Raw genomic sequence first — 21,461 nt, 5'->3', positions numbered from 1 at the left:
TCCCGTCGGTGCGCGCCCCTCCTGGTGCGGGGCGAGCCGGTGTCGCACGTCGCGTACCCACTGCGCCCGGGGCGACGCACGGTTTCCCGCTGTGATGTGCGCCCTGCGACCGGGGACGAGCGGCGGGCCCGTCCCCTTGGCCGGCTTCTTCAGCCTGCCACTTCCGTGGAGGTCCGGCCCGCTGCGCGCCGAGAGGTGGTAGCGGTTCGGGGCCACCGGGGTCAGGGTCCCGCCACCTCGTTCCGCGCCCTTGGCGGATCAGCCCCGACTGATCTCGAAGTGGTCGACGCGCTCTCCCGACTCGGCGAGCGCGGTGACCTTCATCCGGGGATGCGGACAGGTCTGCACCTCCACGGCGAGGAACGAGAAGCCGATGTAGCGCACCCGGGACCACTCGACGGTCTCGGTCGCCTTCCGCCGCTCTTGACCACGTGGTACGTGCCCACACTGTCCAGATCCGCGACGTGCCCCTCGTAGCTGTCCGGCGCCGGGAAGTCGTACAGCGCCTTGCCCGCGCCGCCGGCCGTGACGTAGACGATGCCGTCCCGCGTCGGGTCGGTGTGCTCACCGATGGGGACGGTACGCCGGACCGAGTTCTTCAGGATCGCGTCGGTGCGCTCGTAGACGTGGTTGTGGCCGTTGATGACCAGATCGACCTGGTGCTTCTCGAAGAGCGGCACCCAGGCGTCGCGCACCCCGCCTTCCGAGGCGTGCGCGTTGGTCGTGGAGAACGCGCAGTGGTGGAAGAACACGACGATGAAGTCGAAGTCGTGCCGGGCACGCGGCTCTCCCAGCCGTCGCTCCAGCCAGCGCGTCTGCTTGCCGCCGCTGATGCCGAAGTCGGCCGGGATCTCGTACGAGACGTCCTTGGCGTCGAGCGCGATCACGCCGACGCTGTCGTGGGTGAACGACATCAACGGAGCCTCTTACGACTTCCCCCCATATACATGAACGCTACACGCACAAGGCCTCATGAGAGCACATGGCGGTCACGACGCACGAACGGATGACACGCCTCGGGGTTTCACATCACCCCGCCACCCGATTCGGTGACGCAGAGTCATGATGCGGGCACTTGGAGCTAGCATGTTCGTGCCGGTGCACAGTGCGCAGACCGCGTCGCGATGCCGGCGCACTCGATCAGCTGGTCGTCCGTCGTCGTGACTCGCCGTGAGGAATGTACGTGAAGCTCTTCCTGAACCGTCCCTCTCGAATCGTCTACGCAGTGGCATCGAGCGTGCTCGTCATGGCCGCGACGCTGACGTCGGGAGGCCCTGCCTCCGCCCGGTCCGACCAAGGCCCTCAACTGCGCCAGGCTCGCGCGGCTGCTGCCGCACCATGCGGCTTCTTCAGGTACAGCGTTCGAGAATCCCAGTTCGCCGCGTACAGGCACTGCGGAGAAACGACGGTACGCATCCATGTCGACGTCAGAGGAGGCGGCAGTGCCAACGACTTCCATCTCTGCGTCGGCCCCGGCGCGACGCAGCTTCCAGGGGCGGGGCCGAACTACCTCAACGCCTACTACATCGGCGGCGCCGGATGCCGAAGCGGTGAGCGCAGCGGGCACACGGCCCACTGAGCAGAATCCTGGCGCCGCAGGATCTTGGCGGCCGGTCGCCTCGCGCGCGCACCCTGCGGATGGGCCCGAATTCCGCACCGGTGCCCGATGCGGGTTCAGGGGTTCTTCACCTGCGTCGTGCGGACGGAGCGAAGAACCCCGGGCTGCTCAGTCGAGACAGAACTCGTTGCCCTCGATGTCGTGCATCCGGATGCACGACTCGTTCTCCTCATCGGCGGGCATCACCTGCTCACAGACCGCGCCGAGCGCGACCAGCCGTGCGCATTCGGCCTGGAGCGTGGCGAGGCGTTCCTCACCCACGAGCCCTGTCCCCGCTCGCACATCGAGATGGACCCGATTCTTGACGACCTTCCCTTCGGGAACTCGCTGGAAGTACAGCCGCGGGCCCACGCCGGAGGGATCGCCGCACGCGAACGACGCGCCCTGCCGCTCCTTCGGCAGCGAGCGGTGGTAGTCGTCCCACGTCGGGAATCCGTCCGGTGGCTGCGGTACGACGTATCCCAGGACCTCGCACCAGAAACGTGCGACGCGCTCGGGTTCCGCGCAGTCGAAGGTGACTTGGACCTGCTTGATCGACGCCATCGGCCCACCATAGCGGCAGGGCCGATACACGTCTCAGGAGTTTTCGGGGAGGCGCGGCATCAAGGTGCCCGCGTGGCACGCGGTCCTGAACCCGGAAGGGCTCGGTACCTAGCGAGATGCTGGAAGGGCCCGGCGGATCGGGCAACTTCAGGTCTCGCCACCGTCCGGCGCCCCGGCCGCCGGTGCGCGTCGGACGGGCATCATCGTGTCCACCCCGTCCTGCGCGAGATGGTCGAGGATCAGCCGGTCGACCAGGTCCGGCTTCTCCAGCGGGACGAGGTGGGAGGCACCGGGGACGACCGCCAACTGGGCACCGGGGACGGCACGGTACAGCGCGGTCGTGTGCTCCAGCGTCATCATGTCGTCGTCGCCGACGATGAGAAGCAGTGGAGCCGCGACCCGAGTCAGGTCCTCGGTGGTGAGCGTCGGCTGGGTGCGCCACATATCGATCATCCTCGCCGCCACCACCGGCCAGTGGCTCGGACCGTCCGGCGAGACCGCCTCGTACATCTCCCGGAAGAACGCGAGATCCGGCCCCTCCGGTGTCATCGCGTCGAGCATCGCCGGTTCGACGAAGCACTCCGAGGACGGTCGGAAGTTGGCCCCGATCGCCACGACCCTGCGCACGAGGTCGGGCCGGGCGATGGCCATGAGCAACGCGACGACACCTCCGTCGCTCCAGCCCACCAGATGTGCCGGTCCCCCGACGACCTTCTCCACGAAGGCCACCATGTCATCGGCCATGTCCTGGTAGGAGAGCGGGCCTGCGACGTCGGGAGTGTGCCCGTGCGCGCGACGCTCGGGCAGGAGGACCTGGTACGCGGAAGCGAGGTCGGCGCGCTGTGCGCCCCACGTGTCGTTGGTACAGAAGCCACCGTGCAACAGGACCAACGGCTCGCCGCTCCCCTCGCTTTCGAACCACGTCCTGACACCGGGAAGGTCCACATAGTCGCCCATGCCCAGTCCTTTCCGGACTCCGGTCCTCTCCGGCCAGTGTGCGCCGTGCCCCGGACGCCCGCCAGACGGATCAAGGACCATGGGCATTTTTTGTCCCCGAGCCCTTGAGCGGACATCACAGACAACTGCTCGACGACTCCGGCCGAGCGAGGGACCCGACGCCCGCACCTGTGATCCACGGGCGTGCGCCGCACGCCGAGCCGTCGGCGCACGTGGTCGCAGCCCATACCCCCCTGTCTGCTTCCACCTTCCCGGTGCACGCTGATCTTCTGACGGGCACGTCGTGCGAGACCTGAGAAGCTCGCGAGGGGGCGAGGAGTGGCGTGAGGGTTCCCAGAGCGGCCAATGGGTTCGCCGAGTTCTTGATAGGGATGTTCGGGGAAGCCGTCGCGGAGGCGCTTCTCGGCTGCGACTGTCCGTGAACCCGCCGGTGGCCGTACCGTCCTCGTGGAAAAGGCATCGGGCGTGCGTGGCCGACCGCGTGAGCCACGAGCGGGAACGTTGTCGACGCGTCGTGAGAGCGGCCGTGGGCCGGAGACCTCGGAAGTGTTCGTGTGGGGTGGGAACGGTCGGGTGGTCGCGTCTGCCTGCGTCGGCTGAGTGGTCAGGGCAGCCCGATCGGTGCGGACCTCAGCGGGTGACCGTTCAGCTCGCCGCAGCCCTCTTCGTCCCACCAGATCCCATCCTGGGTCGTGAGGTAGGGGTGAAGTCCTCGAACGCCTCCACCGTCATGAAGTGCTTGCGCGACCGCGTGCAGAAGGGTCGCCAGATCAGGCCAGGAATTGGTGAAGTCACCGCCCCCGCTGTGGCCGGCCCAGCCGAGACGCCCCGTGTCAGGACCTGGACGTCGGTCGATGACCTGCGTCGCGCCGTCGGCGCTCTCGGCCCAGGGAACCCATAGGCGGTGCCACCAAGGCTCCTCTTCCCAGGGGCGAGGAGTCAGGCCCTCGTTCTCCGCCGCGACGTCCATACAAATCTGCCAGCGGTCGACGATGCCGCTCACTGCGAGCGGGGACTGCTCCGGCAGGAGGGCCGTCCAGGTGCTCACACCGTTGTGGCATCGCAGAGACTCAGCGAGATCACCGGGCAGTCGGGCACCGAGGATCCGTTCCGCACCTCGGATCTCGTCCGGTGTCGCCGGCGGATCGAGAAGCGCGAATTCGGACGCCGCATGAGTGGCCAGCCAGGCGTCGATCCGGCGCCAGGACTCCGACGGGGGCAGGATCTGTTGTGGCATGGCGTCATCCTGCCCCACGCGGCAGACTGGACGGATCGAGGCCCTTGTCGATGGAAGACGGTGTTACCCGACTGAGCTGCGGGCGTTCCTGTGGCTCTCCAAGAAGGCCACGTGGCCGCTCCGGCATTCCGGAGCGGCCACGCGACGCGGTTCGACCCGGCGTCCGGGGCGGCGGTGAGGGTCAGTGGCCCTTGACGACGCCCGACAGTTCGTTGGTGCCCTTCGGCAGGGTCACGGAGGCGAGCTTCTTGCCGCTCTCGATGTCGATGGCGTGCAGGGCGCTCTTGTTCGGTTCGGAGACGTACGCGGTGTGGTCGCGGACGAAGAGGGTGGGCCGGGCCTGCTGCCAGTCCAGCGGCTCCTGCCACTTGCCGACCGCGGGGACCTTCTTCTCGACCTTGCCGGTGTCCGGGTCGATGACGTGGATGGATCCGTCGGTGCCGAGAACGAGGGCTTCGCCGTGCGGGCCACGGGCGAGTGAGCGGAACGAGTAGCTGGTTCCCAGGTCGACGAGGCGGATCTTCGCCGTCTCGGTGTCGATCAAGGAGATCCTGGTCGGTCGTTCCAGTTCCGCTTCGGGGTCGGTCTTGTAGTCGCCGAGGAGAACCGGGGACTCCTCGCTGCCGGCCTGGTTGCCGATCCGCCCGTAGTCGTCGGGGGCGTCGACCTTCTTGAAGTTTCCGTCCTTGTAGATCAGTACGCCGTCCTCACAGCCGACGGCGACCGCCTCTCCCTCGGCCGCCGCTTCACCGTGGACGCCGGGGCAGTTCTCGTTGCGTGCGGTCTCCTTGCCGTTCTTGTCCAGGACCAGGGCTCCGGTGCGCTTCTCCTCGGTGCCCACGGTGCTGAGGAGTTCACCGTTGCTCAGTTCGATGGCGACACCGTGGTGGGACTCGGCCGAGGTGTAGGTGCGGCCTGCCGGCTTCTTTCCTTCGCCCAGTTCGACGGGATCAAAGACGTTGACCTCTCCGGTGCCGTCGGTGAAGAGGACGGTCTTCCCGGCGTGACGGACGACATGGCCGGGCTTGGCACCTTCGTACTCGATGCCGGTGAGCGCCTGTCCGGTGGCGTCCAGGACACGGAAGCCGCTGTCGGTGGAGACGACGACGTGGTCGTCGTCCCCGGCGGGATTGACGCGGTTGAAGCCGGGCAGCTCGATGGTCTTGGCGAGTTCGAGGCTCTCACCGTCGAGTATGTACAGGCCACCGTCGTAGGTGGCGACGAGGGGGTTGCCGACAGGGTCGGCCGACGTGGTACTGGGCGCGTCCTTCGCCTTCGCGGCGGACGAGGAGGCGTCCTCCCCTCCGCACGCCGTCAGGACCGTGGACACCGCCAGGGCGAGTGCCGCTCCTGTGAGGGATCTGTTGCGCATCGTCTTGTTCATCGGTCTTGCTTCCTTTCCTTGCCGCGGGGGCGCGGCGGTGATGCGGGGCGGGCCCGGTGGGGCCGGTTCCCGCGTGGGGAGGGTGTGTTCAGCCGCCGGTCAGGCCGTCGGTCATGGCTGTGGTGTTGGCGCGCATCATCTGCAGGTAGGTGCCGGCACCGGCGCTCTTCCGGGTCAGCGACTCCGAGTACAGCTCGACGACGCTCACCCGGCCGCCGAGTTCCGTGCGCAGCACCTCGGCGAGTTTGTTGGGCTGGGAGGAGTCGGCGAACACGGTCCGCACTCCGGCCTCCTCCATGGCCCGGGTGAGCGTGCGCAGGTCGGACGAGCTGGGGGAGGCGAGGGTCGTTCCGCTGGGAATGACCGCTCCGATCACGCGGAAACCGAAGCGGTCGGCGAGATAGCCGAAGACGTGGTGGTTGGTCACCAGGGCACGCTTGTCCGCGGGGATCCGGTCGAAGGACTTCTCCATCCAGGCGGTGAGATCGGTCAGTTGCCTGTCGTAGCGGGTGGCGTTGGCTCGTATCGCGTGCTCGTCCACACCACCGACGTGCTCGACCACCTGGTCGGCGATCAGCCCCGAGGCCTTGCGTACCCGGTCGGGGTCGGTCCAGAAGTGGGGGTCGGGTTGCCCCGCCTCCTCCCCCGGGCCTCCGTCGTCGCTCGCGTGGAAGGTGAGCGGGTCGACAGCCTTTCCGGCCTCGAAGGTGGCCACCCCGGCCTCGCGTGCGGCGTCCACATGACGCAGTACGTTCTCCTCCAGGCCCAGGCCGTTGAAGACCACGAGGTCCGCTCGTTCCAACTCGGCGGCCTGCACGGCCGACAGGCCGAAGGAGTGCGGGTCCGCGTCGGGCTTCATCAGGACGGTGACCTCGGCCTCGTCCCCGACGATCTCGCGCGTGATGTCGCCGAGGATGTTCGTCGTCACGACGACGCGAGGCTGGTCGCCGTCGTTGGTGCAGGCTGTTCCCGCAGCTGCTGTGGTCAGGGCGATCAGGCCCAGAAGCAGGCTGCGCAGCCGTGCCACCCGGACTCTCGCGCGCTTTCCGGCGCCTGCCGTCGTGGTGGTCATCGCCCTGTCTCCGTCATCAGATGCGGTTCGATGTCCACGTCGAAGGTGCGCGCGACGCGCAGGTCGTCGTTGTAGTCGATCTCGTACACGCGTTTGCCTTTGGGGTCGTTGACGTAGGCGCGGCTGCGGTCGACCTCGATCGAGGGCCGGCTCGTGCCGGTGCCGGCCCGCTGGGGTCCGGTCAGCAACGGCTCGGTGCGGGCCGCCTGTTCGCCGGTGGCGATGTCGTAGCCGTGCAGCGCCCCGTCGGCCTCCAGGACGAGCAGAGAAGAACCCTCCCCCGCGGTGCCGACCGCGACCACGGGCCCGGTACTCACCCGGTTCCATGCACGTTCCGTGACGTCCAGGACCCAGACGGCCTTGTCCCCGGCCGGTGCCGTGAGGGTGTCGCTGCCGGGTCGATGCCGGAACGCGGCGGCCCGCTCCGCCGCGGGGACGTCGCGGCCGTAGGGGATCCTTTCGGCGGTGAAGACACCGTCCTTCTCGCCTACGAGCAGGGCGCCGTCCGCGCATCCGAGGACCACGCCGCGTCGGGTGACGGCGTCGCCTCGTGGGTCTTCGCACTCGGCGTCCGGTGACGCGACAGCCTCGCCCTCGCGGTCGTACACCGAGACCTTCGCCGTTCCGTCCCGCTTCGTGAGGGCCAGCAGGTGCTCCGCGTACGGTATGACGGCGCCGGTGTGCGGCCCGGGAAGTGTGCGGAGCGAACTGACGCTCCCCTTCTCCAGCTCCGTACGGTCGTAGAGTTCGGTCCGGCCGGCCCTGTCCGTGGCCGCGGTGACGGCGGCGTCACTGCGGACCTGCGTGCCCGGGCCCCCGGAGAGTTCACCGATGTCGCGTATCGCCGCGCGGTAGTAGTGCACATGATCGCCGTGATCCACCGTCCACGCCCCGCTGTCGAGCACGTGTGTGCCCTGGGCGGTATGGAAGTAGCCGAAACGGCCGTCGGTGTCCAGCTGTTCGGTGCCCGCCGCCTGAGCGGTCGAACTCACCTTGCCGGTGATGAGGTCGAGCACCCGGCTGTCACCGGTGCCGGGGTTGTTGAGCAGCAGGCGGGACTGCTGCTCTGCGGCTTCCTTCGCTCCTTCGACGTATCCGTGCGGAGTGGTGGCGGAGGAACTCTCCCGCGGTGCGGGGTCCTCGGAGGTCTTCCCCGCGCAACTCGTGGTGAGCAGCGCGGTGAGCGCCAGGGCGGCCGAGGCCCATGGAGTGACGTTTCTTCGGACGGTCGGGGCGATCGTCACAGGTTTCCTTCAGTCGGCTTTCGGGAGGGCGGGGGTGGCAGGGCTCGTGCGGCGGTGGCGCAGGCCGGATGCCAGGTGGGAGAGGAAGAACAGGCTCACCGCGAGGGCGGCGACGGTCGCGCCGGCGGCGGTGCTCAGATGCCAGGACAGCAGCAGCCCACCGAAGGTGGCGGCCATGCCGACGAGTGCCGCGAGCAGCATGACCCCGCGCACGCTGTGCGCCCAGGGCAGCGCTGCCGCCGGCGGGGCGATGAGCAGACCCAGGACCAGCAGCGTCCCCACGATGTGGAACGAGGCGACGATCGCGAGGCCCAGGAGCGCGAGCAGTACGGCGTGTGCGAGACGTGGACGCAGTCCTAGGGTCCGGGCCTTTCGCGGGTCGAACGTCAGGGCGAGGAAGGCTCGGTGGCCGAGGACCGAAACGGTGAGCGCCACCAGCAGAGCCACCCCCAGCAGGAACAGGTCCTGCTCCCGGACAGCGAGCACGTCACCGAACAGGAAGCCGGTCAGATCGACGGCGAAGGACTGCGAGCGCGACACGATGATGACGCCGAGCGAGAGCATGCCGACGAACAACAGGCCGATCCCGGTGTCCTGGGAGATCCTCGGAGTCCGGCCGAGCACGGTCACACCCGCCGTCATCACCACGGCGCTCGCCACCGCACCGACGAGCAGGTTCCCGCCGAACAGGGCGGCCAGCGCGACTCCCGGCAACAGCCCGTGGGACATGGCGTCCCCGAGGAAGGCCATGCCGCGGAGCACCACCCATGTCCCGGCCAGCGCACATATGGCGGACACCAGAATTCCGCCCCACAGGGCGCGCTGCACGAAGGTCACCTCGAACGGTGCCGTCAACCATTCCATGCCGTGACACTACAATGAAAATCATGTTCAACAAACATCGCCCTTCATCCCCCACCCCGCTGGACCGGACGGCACGCGTGCACTTCACAGGGCTGTGCGCCGGCTATCCGGGCCGGCCCGTCCTCCATGAACTCAGCGCATCCATACCGGCCTTGGCCACGACGGCACTCGTCGGTCCGAACGGCAGCGGGAAGTCGACGCTGCTCGGCGTGATGGCCGGTGTGATCGAGCCGACATCGGGGCACGTACGTCACGGAGGCTCCCGGCCACCGGCCTTCGTCCCGCAACGCGGCGCCGTCGGCGACACCCTGCCGCTGACCGTCCGGCAGACCGTGGAGATGGGACGCTGGGGCGAGCGCGGCCTGTGGCGCCGGCTCACCCGGCGGGACCACGCGACGGTCGACGCCGCACTCGACCGACTGGGCATAGGAGATCTCGCCGCCCGGCAGCTCGGCGAACTGTCGGGAGGACAGCGTCAACGGGCTCTGATCGCGCAGGGATTGGCGCAGGAGTCGGATCTGTTGCTCCTGGACGAACCGACCACGGGGCTCGATCCGGAAGCAAGGGTCCGGATCACGACGGTTCTCGCCGACCTGGTCACCGACGGCGTGACGGTCGTCCACGCGACACACGACCTGGAGGCGGCACGCTCGGCGGACGCATGCCTCCTGCTGCGCGACGGCCACCTGGCGGGACGGGGCAGCCCCGAGGACGTACTCACCACGTCGGCGCTCACCCAGGTCTGGCAGCCGGCCTGACAACCGGCATCTCCTCACCCGGGCAGGAGGCCCTCGCGGTGCGGTGACCTGCGGGCGGCGTGAAGAAGGGCGGCGGTCCCGCCCGGCTCAGGCACGACGAAAGGCGACGACCCCGCCTGACACGAGAAGGATCTGCACAGGCGACCGGCAGGTCGCACGGGCCGAAAAGGAACGACCTGCCGCCGCCCTACCGGCCGGTCCGATGACGACCGTTCCGGCCCCGCCCTGCCGGAGGGCACGACGGACACTGAAAAAGGCCAGGTCAGGAGGCTGCCACCGTCTCCCCCGTCACCACCGGTACAGCCTGGTCACGCGCGGATTTCACGCCGGCCCCGGGGCTCGGAATCGGCCGAAGCGGGCTACTGCGGAGACGATCGAGTGAATCGCGGCGACACAGCGCAGCAACGTCTCAAATCTGGCTAAAAAGGATCCAGTCAGTGAACGCACATTCGCTCGAATGGAGGGCGATCCGTACTGGAAGGCTGACAGTGGGAACGCTGAACAAGCTGGAGCAGCGCTTCGAGGCATGGGTCAACGGCGCTTTCGCCAAAGCCTTCAAGTCTGCGGTCCAGCCCCTGGAGTTCGTCGGCGCGCTCCGGCGCGAGTGCGATGTCAACGCCAGGATCTGGAGTCACGAACGCACCGTCGTCCCCAACGGTTTCGTCATCGAACTCAACACCGACGATCACGCCCTGCACAGCGCGTGCCTGGTGGTGCTCGGCGAGGAACTGGTCGAGAAGGTACGCGAGTACGCCGAGTCGCAGCACTACACCTTCATGGGTCCGCTGAAGGTGCAGTTGCAGTGCGCGGACGACCTGGCGACCGGGCGGTACCGGGTCCGCAGTCGCATCGAGATCCCGCCGGACGTCAAACGGGCCATGGACGCCGCCGAACACCGCGCACTGTCCGTGCGCGAATGGGGCGGACACGGGCAGGCCATGACCTGGAGGCAACCGCCGCGCTCCGCGCAGAGACAGAAGCAAGTGCTGACCGTCGAGCAGTTCATGGAGCATGAACTGTCGATCGACGCCAACGGCATGCTGGTCCGAGGACGCCTCCGTCCGGGCGCCGAATCCTCGCGCCTTCGAGGCGTGAAAGACCTCGGGACCAAAGGGGCCGACGCTCCTGAGCTCCTTCCCTCCAGGCATCTGACCCCGGCCCGTCCGCAAGGCCTGCGGCTCTCAGGCGGCCCCGCGTCCGGTGCCGCCGCACCGGAGGATCCGGGTGCCGAAATCCAGAAATGCCTTCCCGCCGGCCGGCCACAACTGTCTGCGTCCGATATCGAGAGCCGCCCGCGCGAAGAAGCGTCTCGTCAACCGGAACCACAAGGTAGATCGATCGTCGAACCATCCCGCCGCCGACGCGCCGGGGCCGTTCCCATGAGCTCTTCAGGATCATCGAAAGGAATGAACAGTATGATTAATGACCGTGACATCAGCGCTGGAAGCCCCGCTCCTGAGGGGGAGGAAGGCCGAGCGGACGACCTCGGAGGCCACACGCCTCCGGATCGGTACGGGGCGGGCGAGCCACATGCCTCCGCCGTGCGGGAATCCCGGCCGCTGGCACGGTCCGCCGACGCGCTGACGCCAGGTGAGTTCGCCGTGCAGCCATCCGCCGGCGGAACCGGTGCCGCTCATCCGGGTGCGGCTCCTCTGTCGCGCCCCTACACCGGAGCGACGCAGCCTTCACGGTTCTCCGACGGTCCGCCGATCAGCCACCGGGCCGCTCCGTCCTATGCCCCCGCCGCGCTCGGGCTCCCCGGACACGGCAGTGCGCTGGGCCACAGCTCGTCGGTCGAGCTCTCGTCCGACCGCCTCCTGCGTAACAAGGCCGGTGTCCGCGGCAGTCTGAAGAAGCTGCGCATCGGAGGAAGGAACGCCGAGCGTGTGCGGCAGCAGAAGCTCGCCGTACTCCACACCCCGGTGATGGACTGCTACAAGATCGCCGTCATCAGCCTGAAGGGCGGAGTCGGCAAGACCACCACCACGACGGCCCTGGGCGCGACGCTCGCCTCCGAGCGGCAGGACCGGGTCGTGGCGATCGACGCGAACCCGGATGCCGGCACGCTCAGCCGCCGGGTACGCCGGGAGACGAACGCGACCATCCGTGACCTGGTCGCCGACCTCCCGAACCTGCCCAACTACATGGCGGTGCGGCGCTACACGTCCCAGTCCCCGAGCGGGCTGGAGGTTCTGGCCAACGACGTGGACCCCGCCCTCTCCACCTCGTTCAACGACGAGGACTACCGCCAGGTCGTCGGCTGCCTCGGGCAGCACTACCCGATCATCCTCACGGACTCCGGAACCGGGCTGCTCCACAGTGCCATGGGCGGCGTGCTGGCCCTCGCGGATCAGCTGATCGTCGTGGCCACGTCCAGCGTGGACGGTGCCGCGAGCGCGAGCACCACCCTGGACTGGCTCAACGCCCATGGCTACGCGGACCTGGTCCAGCGGAGCATCACCGTGGTGTCCGCACCGCGCAAGACCAGCAAGATCGTCAAGCTGAACGACGTGGTGGCCCACTTCCGTGCGCGCTGCCGGGGTGTGGTCGTGGTCCCCTTCGACGAACACCTCTCGGCGGGAGCGGAGATCGACCTGGACAAGATGAGGCCCCAGACCCGCGAGGCCTACTTCAACCTGGCGACGCTCGTGGCCGCGGACTTCCACCGCACCCAGCACGAGCCCGCGGGCTGGCCGGCCCTCCCGCACTCCGGGTACACCTCGGCCAGCGTCTTCTCGGCTCCGGTCTGGGGCTGACGGCCACACGCCCCGGACATGAGCTGCCCGCGTGGGGGCGGCCGTTCCGCCGGTCTGTGGGCCCACAGACCGGCGGAACGACCGCCCCCACGCGGTGGTGTCAGGAGCCCTGAGCCGAGCCGGCGGCAAGGGTCCGCCTGAGCGCTTCGAGTCCGTCGGCGTAAATGCCGTGGAACAGTGCGACGGCCTCGGCCTCGCCTGTCCCGTCCGGTGTGAAGGTGCCGCTCCACTCGACTCGGGAGGAACCGGCGTCGGCCTCCTCGTGCACCGCGATGGTCGAGAGGTAGCCGGTCACCGGGAACGGGGCCTGGAGTATCGAGTAACTGTAGGTGCGGCCCTTGTCGTCGAAGACCTCGAGACGTTCGACGATCAAGCCCCCCTCCTCGTTGGTGAGGCTCCTCACCCGGCCGCCTTCGCCGAGTTCGCTCGTGGGGATGTAGGGCAGCCAGTCGGGGAGGGTGTCGAATCCGCCGATGAGCTGCCAGACGCGCTCGGGCGGCGCGGGGACACGGATCGATGCCGTGGTGGTGGCCATGGAGAAATCTCCTAGCGGGTCGGGGATCAGGTGAAGGACGTCAGAGGGCGGGCACGGGGGCGTCGGGAGCGATCAGGCGCTCGGCGCGCATCGCCGTCCAGAACGCGGCCGGGATCCGTGCCGTCAGCGCGGCGACGTCCTCCGCGATGCGGCTGGGCCGGGTGGCACCGGGAACGGCAGCGGCGGTGGCCCCGTGTGCCAGGGAGAACTGCAGGGCGGCCGCCTTGACACCGACGTCGTACCGCTTGGCGACGGCCTTGATCCGCTCCACCTTGCGGACGATCTCGGCGGGTGCCTCCCGGTATTCGAAGTGCGTTCCTCCGGCCAGGATTCCCGAGCTGTAGGGTCCGCCGACGACGATGTCGACGTTCCGCTCGGCAGCCGCGGGCATCAGGCGCTGCAGCGCGCGGTCGTGGTCCAGCAGCGTGTACCGGCCGGCCAGGAGGAAGGCATCAGGGGTGGGCTCGTCGAGGTCAAGGGTGAGCTCCAGCGGTTCCACCCGGTTGACGCCCAGGCCCCAGGCCTTGATGACACCCTCGGCCCGCAGCTTCTCGAGGACTCGGAAGGCGCCGGTGCGTGCGGTCTCGTATCGGGCGAGCCACTCGTCGCCGTAGAAGTCCTGTGCGATGTCGTGCACCCAGACGATGTCGAGGCGGTCGGTCCTCAACCGGAGCAGGCTGTCCTCGATGGAGCGCATCGTCGCGTCGGCCGTGTAGTCGTTGACCATCCGGTTGGGGCGGCCGTGCTCGAACAGGCCTCCCTTCTCGCCGAGATCACGTGCGACGGGATCCTCCGCCTCGTCCAGGACGAGGCGGCCGACCTTGGTGCTGAGGACGTAGGCGTCACGCGGGTGCGCCGCCAGGACCTCGCCCAGGCGCATCTCGGCGAGACCGGCGCCGTAGAACGGCGCGGTGTCGAAGTAGCGGATGCCGTGGTCCCAAGCCGCCTCGACGGTGGCAGCCGCCTCGGCGTCGGGGATGGCACGGAACATGTTGCCCAGCGGGGCGGTGCCGAAGCCGAGCGGTCCGGGCAGAAGAGGGGCGATTCCCATGAGGTGACTCCTGACGAGCGGGGTGGGGTCCGACGTCGTCCGGTGGGGGTCACGAACGCTCCGTCGGTGGTACGCCTTCGAGGCTAGGATCGATACTTGAGACTGTCCAAGACACGCTTGGACTGAGTTGAGTCCCCCGAGGTCTTACATGCTTGACCTGCGACAACTTCGATATTTCGTCGCCGTGGCCGAGGCGGAACACGTCGGCCGCGCCGCCGAGGAGCTGCACATCTCGCAGTCACCCCTCAGTCGCCAGATCGCCCAGCTGGAGAAGAACCTGGGCCTCACCCTGTTCGAGCGCAGCCAGCAGCGCATCCGCCTGACCGCCGACGGGCGGGTCTTCCTCAACGAGGCACGGGCGCTGCTGCGCCACGCGGACCGGCTGGAGAATCTGGGGCGCCGCCTGGGACGCGGCGAGGAGGGCGGCCTGTGCATCGGTTACGTAGGCGACGCCATGCACACCGGTGTGCTTCCGGCAGCGCTGCGCACCTTGCAGGAGGAGCGCCCCGGAATTCACGTCGCCCTCTACAGTCTGAGTCCGCAGGAGCAGTTCGTCGGCCTCCGGCAGCGCAGCCTCGACATCGCCCTGGTCCAGCGGCCTCCCGCGCAGGACGATCCCGATCTCCTGGCGGTCCCGCTGCTCGAGGACCCCCTGCTCCTCGCCCTTCCGGCAGGCCACCCGCTCGCCGGGCGGACGGACATCACGGCGTCCGACCTGGACGGTATGCCCTGGGTGGCGGTCGGGACGTCGCTCGAGCCCGCCGCCCGGGACGCCTTCGTCGCCGCGTGCGTGGCGTCGGGCTTCACCCCTGACATCCGCCTCGACGCGCCGGATCCTCTGACCGCTCTCGGGCTCGTCGCCTCGGGCCTCGGGTTCGCGCTCGTCCAGAAGAGCATGCTCCGCGGGACGACCGAAGGCGTGGAGGTCCGTGAACTTCCCTGGCATGAGGCGTCCGTACACCTCTGGGCGGTCTGGCACCACACCGACCTGCGACCGGTCGTGGCGTCGTTCCGAGCCACGGTCCTCACGCACCGCGCCACGCCACCACCGGCTCGGGAGTCGTGACGGGTGCTGCGCGTGCGTCCCCATGAAACCCCCATGGCGGGCTACGGGCCGGAATTCCCGGGCGGCGGCTCTCTCGCCCGGCCGGCCACGGTCCCAGCCGTCGCTCCGTGGAAGGGGGCGGCGGCGCCGACACCTCCGATGGCCCGCTCGTCCAGGTTTGGCTACGTTGATACCGGTTACTGGTACGGCGATGTTTGGAGAGCGGGGAGACACCGGTCGGCGTGGACATCTCGCCCAGAGGTCCAGGCCCGGTCTCGACGTCGACGAGCCGCCCCGTGTCCATAGCCCCGACCCACGTTCCGCACTCACACCCCACGACGAAGGGGAACGAAAGTGACCAGCGCATCGCAACAGCCGACCACCTCCGACGCCGGCATCCCTGTCGAGAGCGACGAACACTCGCTCACCGTCGGTCCGGCCGGTCCCATCCTGCTCCAGGACTCCTACCTGATCGAGCAGATGGCTCAGTTCAACCGTGAACGGATCCCCGAGCGTCAGCCGCACGCCAAGGGCAGCGGCGCCTTCGGGCACTTCGAGGTGACCGGGAACGTCAGCGGCTACACCAAGGCCGCGCTCTTCCAGCCCGGCACCACGACCGATCTGGTCATTCGGTTCTCCACCGTCGCCGGTGAGCGCGGCAGCCCGGACACCTGGCGCGACCCGCGCGGCTTCGCGGTGAAGTTCTACACCAGCGAAGGCAACTACGACATGGTGGGTAACAACACCCCCGTGTTCTTCGTGAAGGACCCGATGAAGTTCCAGCACTTCATCCGGTCCCAGAAGCGCCGCGCGGACAGCAACCTCCGCGACCACGACATGCAGTGGGACTTCTGGACCCTCTCGCCCGAGTCGGCCCACCAGGTCACCTGGCTGATGGGCGACCGCGGCATCCCGCGCAGCTGGCGCCACATGAACGGCTACACCTCCCACACGTACATGTGGATCAACGCACAGGGTGAGCGTTTCTGGGTGAAGTACCACTTCAAGACCGACCAGGGCGTCGAGACGTTCACCCAGGACGAGGGCGACCAGATGGCCTCGGCCGACACCGATTACCACACGCGTGACCTCTTCGAGCACATCCGCGACGGCGACTACCCGAGCTGGACGCTCCACGTCCAGGTCATGCCGTACGGGGACGCGGTGGGCTACCGGTTCAACCCGTTCGACCTGACGAAGGTGTGGCCGCACAGCGACTACCCGCTGATCAAGGTCGGGAAGATGACGCTGGACCGCAACCCCACGGACAACCACGCGGAGATCGAGCAGGCCGCCTTCCAGCCGAACAACCTGGTCCCGGGCATCGGTCCGAGTCCGGACCGCATGCTGCTGGCCCGCCTGTTCTCCTACGCGGACGCCCACCGCTACCGCATCGGAGCGAACTACCAGCAGCTGCCCGTCAACGCGCCCGTCGTGCCGGTGAACACGTACTCCAAGGACGGAGCGATGGCGTACCGGAAGACGGCGGACCCCGTCTACGCCCCGAACTCGAAGGGCGGCCCGGCCGCCGACACCGCCCGCCACGGTTCCCCGCCGAGCTGGTACGCCGACGGGGACATCACCCGGGCGGCGTACGTCGACCACTCGGAGGACGACGACTGGGGCCAGGCAGGCACCATGGTGCGCGAGGTCCTCGACGACGCGGCTCGGGACCGGCTGGTGGACAACGTCGTCGGGCACCTGCTCAACGGCGTGACCGAGCCGGTACTGGTCCGCGCGTTCGAGTACTGGTCGAACATCGACAAGACGATCGGCAAGCGGATCGAGCAGGGAGTTCGCGCCAAGGCCGGCGAGAAGGACCCCAAGGCCTCGGGGCAGGGAAGTCCCGCGCGCAGTTCCATGCAGCACAAGGCCTGATCGCCGCACGTACCACTCGTGCCACCTCCGGGCCCGCCGCCCTCCGTGCCCGGCCGAGTGCCGGGCGCGGAGGGCGGCATGCTGTCCTTTGCGGCACAGCACAGGCAGGCTGGTGCCCACCAGCAGGCACACGAATCCGAGGGGGCCGTTCATGACCACGGCGAAAGACCTGTTCATCATCGCCCTGCACCTGGGGTCGCCGGACCGCCCGGTGGGACAGGGTGACCTGTCGCTCACGCTCGCGGGTGCCGAGCTCATCGATCTCGTCTCGGCCGGCGCCATCACCCTGGACGGTGACCGCATCGTCCCGGACCGCGGGCCGGCAGTGGACGATCGCCTCCTGGCCGAGGCCGCAGCGACGCTCGAAGGACAGGCCCCGTACGAACGGGTCGAGGACTGGCTGTGGCGGCGGGGGCGCGATCTGGCCGGCGCCTACCAGTCGGCACTCGAGGAGGACGGCGTCCTGAGTCAGGGCCGCCGAGGCCGGTTCCGGTCCGGAGCCGACCGAGTGGAACCGGCCGACACGCCCGCTCGCCGCCAGGCTCTGGAGCGCTGGGAAGGTGGTGAGCCCGTACTCGCCGCCCTCGCGTCGGCCGCGGGCGTTCCCGGCGGGCGGCAGCCGCAGGACGGGCCGAGCTCCGAGGACGAGGCCGTGACGACCGTGCTCCTCACCGTCGGGGATGCGGTGATGGAGCTCGAGGCCGTACGGCAGCGGCGGGCCATCGAGAACGCCGCGTTCGCCAATGTCTGGCGCGGGCCCTGACGGGGCACGTGCGGAGGCGGCAGGAGCCATGTGTGGCCGGAGGGACGGCCGCGCGTGGTGTGCCGCGTTCACCGCGCGGAGCCGTCGGCGGACCGAGCCCCGGTGAGACCGCCGTCGGTGAGCCCTCTTCCACCTAACGGGCCCCTAGCCCCTTCGGTGCTTCTCCGGGCCTGACGATGTGGGTCAGGGCTTCGGCCGTGGTGGGAAGTACCGGCATCAGTTCGCCGACTCCCGTCACGTCCAGCAGCCTGGTGAGGTGTGGGGGCGGGCCGACGAGGGAGAGGGACCCGTGCCGGTCCTTCGCGTACCGCAGGATGCCGATCATCGTGTTGAGGCCCGAGGAGTCGCAGAACTCCACGGGCGCCAGGTCGAGGACCAGATGCGGTCTGCCTTGTCTGATCAGCTCCAGCGCTCTCGTGCGCAGGGCCGGCACGCTGTCCACGTCGATCTCGCCCGCGACGGTGAGGACGGCGATCGAGTCCGCCGGGTGCCGGACGGTGAGGGTGAGGGGCTGGTTCGGTGTCATGGGTATCGGTACTCCAGGCCGGGGAGCGGGTGCCGTCGCGGCGGGAACGACGGTGACCGCCGAATTGATCACGCATCGGATGTCGCCTGCGGAACCGTACCCGATGACAACTGTTGCCGCCTGACAACATAACGAGCCGGCGTGACGCTCGGAAGCCTGCGGCATGCAGGGGTACGATAGGCGGGGCCACACGTGTGTCCCGGAATCTTGTCCTGGCTTTCCGTACGAGCGCATCGGATGTCCGGCCGCCTCGCTCGGTCCGGTGGCCGGACGGACCAGTGAGGCAATGCCGAATCGGAGTGTCATCGAAATGGGCCTGAACCCCGAACCCGACCAGCGGTCCCGGGACGCGGCCCGTGAGGGTTCCGAATTCGTCGAACTCCTCGAAGTCCTGTGGGAACACGGACGTGACGCCGTGCCGACCGGCCCGGTCTCCCCCTCCCAGCTCCGCGTCCTGTACACCTTGGACCGGGAGGAGGGCATCAATCTGCGTATGCTCGCCGAGGCCCTGGGGTCGGCTTCGCCCTCGGTCAGCAGGCTGTGCGACCGGCTGCAGGCCACCGGATTCGTGGAGCGCGCTCCCAGCCCGGTGAGCCGCCGCGAGCTGGAGCTCCGGCTGACCAGCCACGGCAAGGCGTACCTCGTCGACCTGCGCACACGGCGGGAAGAAATACTGATGTCCACCATCGACGCCATGCCCGCCAAGGCGCGGCGTTCGCTCCTCGACGGGCTCAGGGCCTTCCGCAGCGCGGCCGCAGCCGCGGGACAGGACAGCGACGGAGCGAGACCCTTGCGGTCGACCGGCTGAAGACGGACCGGTCGGCCCGCCTCGCTCACTCGGACGCGTCTCCGGCGGAGGACTGCCGGCCGAACCAGTCCATGCAGACGACCAGCGCGTCGTCGTCCAGCGGTGCGGATCCCCGATGGTCCCGCAGGTCGCGGAGAACCGCGAGCGGCACCTGTTCGGACGGCAGGAAACGGTGCGCGGAGAGCGACCGCGCGAGCGCCCGCTGCCCGTAGAGCTCCCCCGCCGCCGAAGCGCTGTCGTAGACCCCGTCGCTGCCGATCAGCAGCCGGTCGCCAGGCTCGACGCGCAGGTGCTGCGTGACGTACTCCGTCTCCTCGAACATGCCCAGCGGGAGCTGCGGCTCGAAGTCGATGGAATCGACGGTCCGCCCCCTCAGCCGCCACATCCGGGGAGACCCCGCGTCCACGGCTTCCACCTCCCCCGTGGCGAGATCGAAACGCAGCAGGAGGACCGACGCGTGCAGCGCGCCTCGGTGCTGCGTGTAGACGGCCTGGTCGGCCAGGCTGGCCTGGCCGGGAAGGTCGAGGCCGGCCCGTCGCGCGTTCCGCAGCGAGTTGACGACGAGATTGGTCAGCAGGGCCGCTTCCATCCCCTTGCCCATGCCGTTGGTGACGGTGAGTGTGAGGTGATGGGCCGACACCGACCAGTCGAAGTTGTCGCCGAAGATCGCGTACGCGGGCTCCAGATGTGCGCCCAGCCTGAATTCGGGACGGGACACGGAACGGCCGGGCAGCAACTGCCACTGCATCTCGGCGGCCAGGGTCAACCGGGTGGCCCGGCGGGCGAGGAGGTAGAGGTCGGTGTCCCGCTCGGCCACCAGGATCTCGTGGCCGAGGGCTTCGCAGATCTGCTGCATGTCCGCCAGATCCGCCCGGGAGCAGCCACTCTCGGGCACGGTGACGGTCAGGACACCGAGCCGGTCGCCCCGCACGGTCACCGGGAGGTGCGCGGTCAACGGTCCCGGCGCGGTCCGCGGCTCCACATACGGCTCCTGGGCACCGAAGGCCCTGCCCTGCGGACTGTCGTGCACGTGCACCGGCTCGGCGATCGGCACCTCGGACACCACCTGCAGCGTGGTCATGCCGTAGTCGGCGAGCCGCAAGGCCACGCTCTGCACATCGAACCGCTCCCGCAGAGCCGCCGAGACGACATCGAGGAGCCGATGGGGGGCGGCCTTGCGCAGCTCCCGCTCGACCGCAGCGAATCTGTCCACGTGATCCTGTTTCTCGTCGTGCTGCACCGAAACCCGAACCGCCTTCGGGACCCGGCCCCCGGCCTCCAGCGTACGGGGCCTGTACCCGATCCAGCACGACGTGACCGATAGGTCGCACCGGTGGACGGCACTGCTCATCTTACGATGTCCAGGGACAACTGTTTCCACGCAGCAAGAAAAACCGGTTCCTCGTGCATAGGGCTTCCGAGGCCGGGCAGGGGCTCGTCTGAAAGCGCACTCAGCACCAGGGAGGGTGGGAACAGTGATCGCTGAACAGACTGCCGGAACCGTACGGACCGATGGGGTGTCGGCTTCCGGGGCCACACCGGAACGCATAGGTGAGCTGCCCTGGATCGAGGACGCGGGCAAGATCACCCCGAAGGACGCCCGCGCTCTGTCGACGCTCTTCTTCGAGCGCCTGCAGGTCCTCGAAGAGGGCACGCACGAGTACCAGTACGCGCGCAACACCCTTGTCGAGATGAACATCTCCCTCGTCCGCTTCGCCGCGCGCCGCTTCCGTAACAGGGGCAGCGGCGACATGGAGGACATCACCCAGGTCGGGACCATCGGTCTCATCAAGGCCATCGACCGGTTCGAACTCTCGCGGGAGGTCGAATTCGCCACCTTCGCCGTCCCCTACATCGTCGGTGAGATCAAGCGCTTCTTCCGCGACACCACCTGGGCCGTCCACGTCCCCCGCCGGCTGCAGGAGCTCCGCGTGGAGCTGGCCAAGGCCAAGGACGAACTCTCCGTCAGGTTCGACCGTGACCCGACGGTGAAGGAACTGGCCGAGCACCTGGACCGTACGGAGGACGAGGTGATCGAGGGCATCATCGCGTCGAACGGCTATACGGCCGGCTCGCTCGACATGCCTACGGACACCGGTGAGACGACGGGGGCGGCCTCCCGGACGTTCGCCGACATCCTGGGCGAGCCGGACTCGGCCATGGAAACGGTGGAGAACCTGCACGCGCTGGCGCCCCTTCTGGAGCAGCTCGACGACCGTGAGCGCCGGCTCATCGAGATGCGGTTCGGCCAGGAGATGACGCAGTCCCAGATCGGCGCGGAGCTCGACGTGTCCCAGATGCACGTCTCGCGTCTGCTCACACGCACCCTGGGCAAGCTCCGCGCGGGAATGCTGGCCTGACCACCCGGGCCCTCCTTGCACGCGGCCTGCGCCGGCTGTCGTTTCCCACGCCCGTGCGGTTG

General features: G+C 68.8%; 19 protein-coding genes and 1 pseudogene. 8 read left to right on the top strand and 12 right to left on the bottom strand.

Annotation, left to right across the window (positions count from 1 at the left end; genetic code table 11):
• Positions 1-258 precede the first annotated feature (258 nt).
• Positions 259-911, bottom strand: a pseudogene (locus P8A20_RS35825) (metallophosphoesterase family protein); the annotation flags it as partial.
• 272 nt (positions 912-1,183) lie between these two features.
• Between P8A20_RS35825 and P8A20_RS35820 the strand changes: the two are divergent.
• Complete coding sequence (locus P8A20_RS35820; protein WP_147961342.1) at positions 1,184-1,579, top strand: DUF6355 family natural product biosynthesis protein; 396 nt, start codon at positions 1,184-1,186, stop codon at positions 1,577-1,579.
• A gap of 147 nt (positions 1,580-1,726) precedes the next feature.
• On the opposite strand, the gene P8A20_RS35815 is transcribed toward P8A20_RS35820, so the two are convergent.
• The 7 genes from P8A20_RS35815 to aztB form a co-directional block, all read right to left on the bottom strand.
• A complete protein-coding gene (locus P8A20_RS35815; RefSeq protein ID WP_147961343.1) occupies positions 1,727-2,161 on the bottom strand; it encodes a VOC family protein in 435 nt (144 codons plus the stop codon).
• A gap of 147 nt (positions 2,162-2,308) precedes the next feature.
• A complete protein-coding gene (locus P8A20_RS35810; protein ID WP_147961344.1) occupies positions 2,309-3,118 on the bottom strand; it encodes an alpha/beta fold hydrolase in 810 nt (269 codons plus the stop codon).
• Between the two features lie 604 nt (positions 3,119-3,722).
• A complete protein-coding gene (locus tag P8A20_RS35805; protein WP_147961345.1) occupies positions 3,723-4,355 on the bottom strand; it encodes an SMI1/KNR4 family protein in 633 nt (210 codons plus the stop codon).
• Positions 4,356-4,536: 181 nt separating this feature from the next.
• Complete coding sequence (aztD, locus tag P8A20_RS35800; RefSeq protein WP_147961346.1) at positions 4,537-5,739, bottom strand: zinc metallochaperone AztD; 1,203 nt, start codon at positions 5,737-5,739, stop codon at positions 4,537-4,539.
• 88 nt (positions 5,740-5,827) lie between these two features.
• Positions 5,828-6,811: a zinc ABC transporter substrate-binding protein AztC gene (gene aztC, locus P8A20_RS35795; protein ID WP_306104995.1), complete on the bottom strand. Its 984-nt coding sequence runs from the start codon at positions 6,809-6,811 to the stop codon at positions 5,828-5,830.
• Positions 6,808-8,055, bottom strand: coding sequence for a hypothetical protein (locus tag P8A20_RS35790; RefSeq protein ID WP_147961738.1), 1,248 nt, complete (start codon positions 8,053-8,055; stop codon positions 6,808-6,810). The genes aztC and P8A20_RS35790 overlap by 4 nt, the downstream gene beginning before the upstream one ends.
• 9 nt (positions 8,056-8,064) lie before the next feature.
• Entirely contained in the window at positions 8,065-8,919 is an 855-nt protein-coding gene (aztB, locus tag P8A20_RS35785) for a zinc ABC transporter permease AztB (RefSeq protein WP_147961739.1), read from the bottom strand.
• A gap of 14 nt (positions 8,920-8,933) precedes the next feature.
• Here aztB and aztA point away from each other — a divergent pair, with 14 nt between their 5' ends.
• Complete coding sequence (gene aztA / locus P8A20_RS35780) at positions 8,934-9,677, top strand: zinc ABC transporter ATP-binding protein AztA (protein WP_306104994.1); 744 nt, start codon at positions 8,934-8,936, stop codon at positions 9,675-9,677.
• Between the two features lie 437 nt (positions 9,678-10,114).
• Positions 10,115-12,433: an FhaA domain-containing protein gene (locus P8A20_RS35775; protein ID WP_306104993.1), complete on the top strand. Its 2,319-nt coding sequence runs from the start codon at positions 10,115-10,117 to the stop codon at positions 12,431-12,433.
• Between the two features lie 100 nt (positions 12,434-12,533).
• On the opposite strand, the gene P8A20_RS35770 is transcribed toward P8A20_RS35775, so the two are convergent.
• Positions 12,534-12,968 carry an SRPBCC family protein gene (locus tag P8A20_RS35770; RefSeq protein ID WP_147961742.1) on the bottom strand — a complete coding sequence of 145 codons (435 nt, stop codon included), beginning with the start codon at positions 12,966-12,968 and terminating at the stop codon, positions 12,534-12,536.
• A gap of 40 nt (positions 12,969-13,008) precedes the next feature.
• A complete protein-coding gene (locus tag P8A20_RS35765) occupies positions 13,009-14,019 on the bottom strand; it encodes an aldo/keto reductase (RefSeq protein WP_147961743.1) in 1,011 nt (336 codons plus the stop codon).
• Between the two features lie 148 nt (positions 14,020-14,167).
• On the opposite strand from P8A20_RS35765, the gene P8A20_RS35760 reads away from it, so the two are divergent.
• From P8A20_RS35760 to P8A20_RS35750, 3 genes are all read left to right on the top strand, one after another.
• Entirely contained in the window at positions 14,168-15,085 is a 918-nt protein-coding gene (locus tag P8A20_RS35760) for a LysR substrate-binding domain-containing protein (protein ID WP_147961744.1), read from the top strand.
• A 333-nt stretch (positions 15,086-15,418) separates the two neighbouring features.
• Complete coding sequence (locus tag P8A20_RS35755) at positions 15,419-16,942, top strand: catalase (RefSeq protein ID WP_306104992.1); 1,524 nt, start codon at positions 15,419-15,421, stop codon at positions 16,940-16,942.
• Positions 16,943-17,093: 151 nt separating this feature from the next.
• Positions 17,094-17,705, top strand: coding sequence for a GOLPH3/VPS74 family protein (locus P8A20_RS35750; RefSeq protein ID WP_147961746.1), 612 nt, complete (start codon positions 17,094-17,096; stop codon positions 17,703-17,705).
• A gap of 133 nt (positions 17,706-17,838) precedes the next feature.
• On the opposite strand, the gene P8A20_RS35745 is transcribed toward P8A20_RS35750, so the two are convergent.
• A complete protein-coding gene (locus P8A20_RS35745; RefSeq protein ID WP_306104991.1) occupies positions 17,839-18,231 on the bottom strand; it encodes an STAS domain-containing protein in 393 nt (130 codons plus the stop codon).
• Positions 18,232-18,541: 310 nt separating this feature from the next.
• On the opposite strand from P8A20_RS35745, the gene P8A20_RS35740 reads away from it, so the two are divergent.
• Positions 18,542-19,039, top strand: coding sequence for a MarR family winged helix-turn-helix transcriptional regulator (locus tag P8A20_RS35740; RefSeq protein WP_147961748.1), 498 nt, complete (start codon positions 18,542-18,544; stop codon positions 19,037-19,039).
• A 25-nt stretch (positions 19,040-19,064) separates the two neighbouring features.
• Here P8A20_RS35740 and P8A20_RS35735 read toward each other — a convergent pair whose 3' ends face one another.
• Entirely contained in the window at positions 19,065-20,252 is a 1,188-nt protein-coding gene (locus P8A20_RS35735; protein ID WP_187282296.1) for a PP2C family protein-serine/threonine phosphatase, read from the bottom strand.
• Positions 20,253-20,514: 262 nt separating this feature from the next.
• Here P8A20_RS35735 and P8A20_RS35730 point away from each other — a divergent pair, with 262 nt between their 5' ends.
• On the top strand, positions 20,515-21,399 hold the full coding sequence (locus tag P8A20_RS35730; protein WP_371606720.1) for a SigB/SigF/SigG family RNA polymerase sigma factor: 885 nt from the start codon (positions 20,515-20,517) through the stop codon (positions 21,397-21,399).
• Positions 21,400-21,461: the final 62 nt, after the last annotated feature.

The sequence above is a fragment of the Streptomyces sp. Alt3 genome (assembly GCF_030719215.1).
Classification (GTDB): domain Bacteria; phylum Actinomycetota; class Actinomycetes; order Streptomycetales; family Streptomycetaceae; genus Streptomyces; species Streptomyces glycanivorans.
The sequence above is the reverse complement of the archived record's forward strand: the minus strand, read 5'-3'. Positions and strand labels throughout refer to the sequence as shown.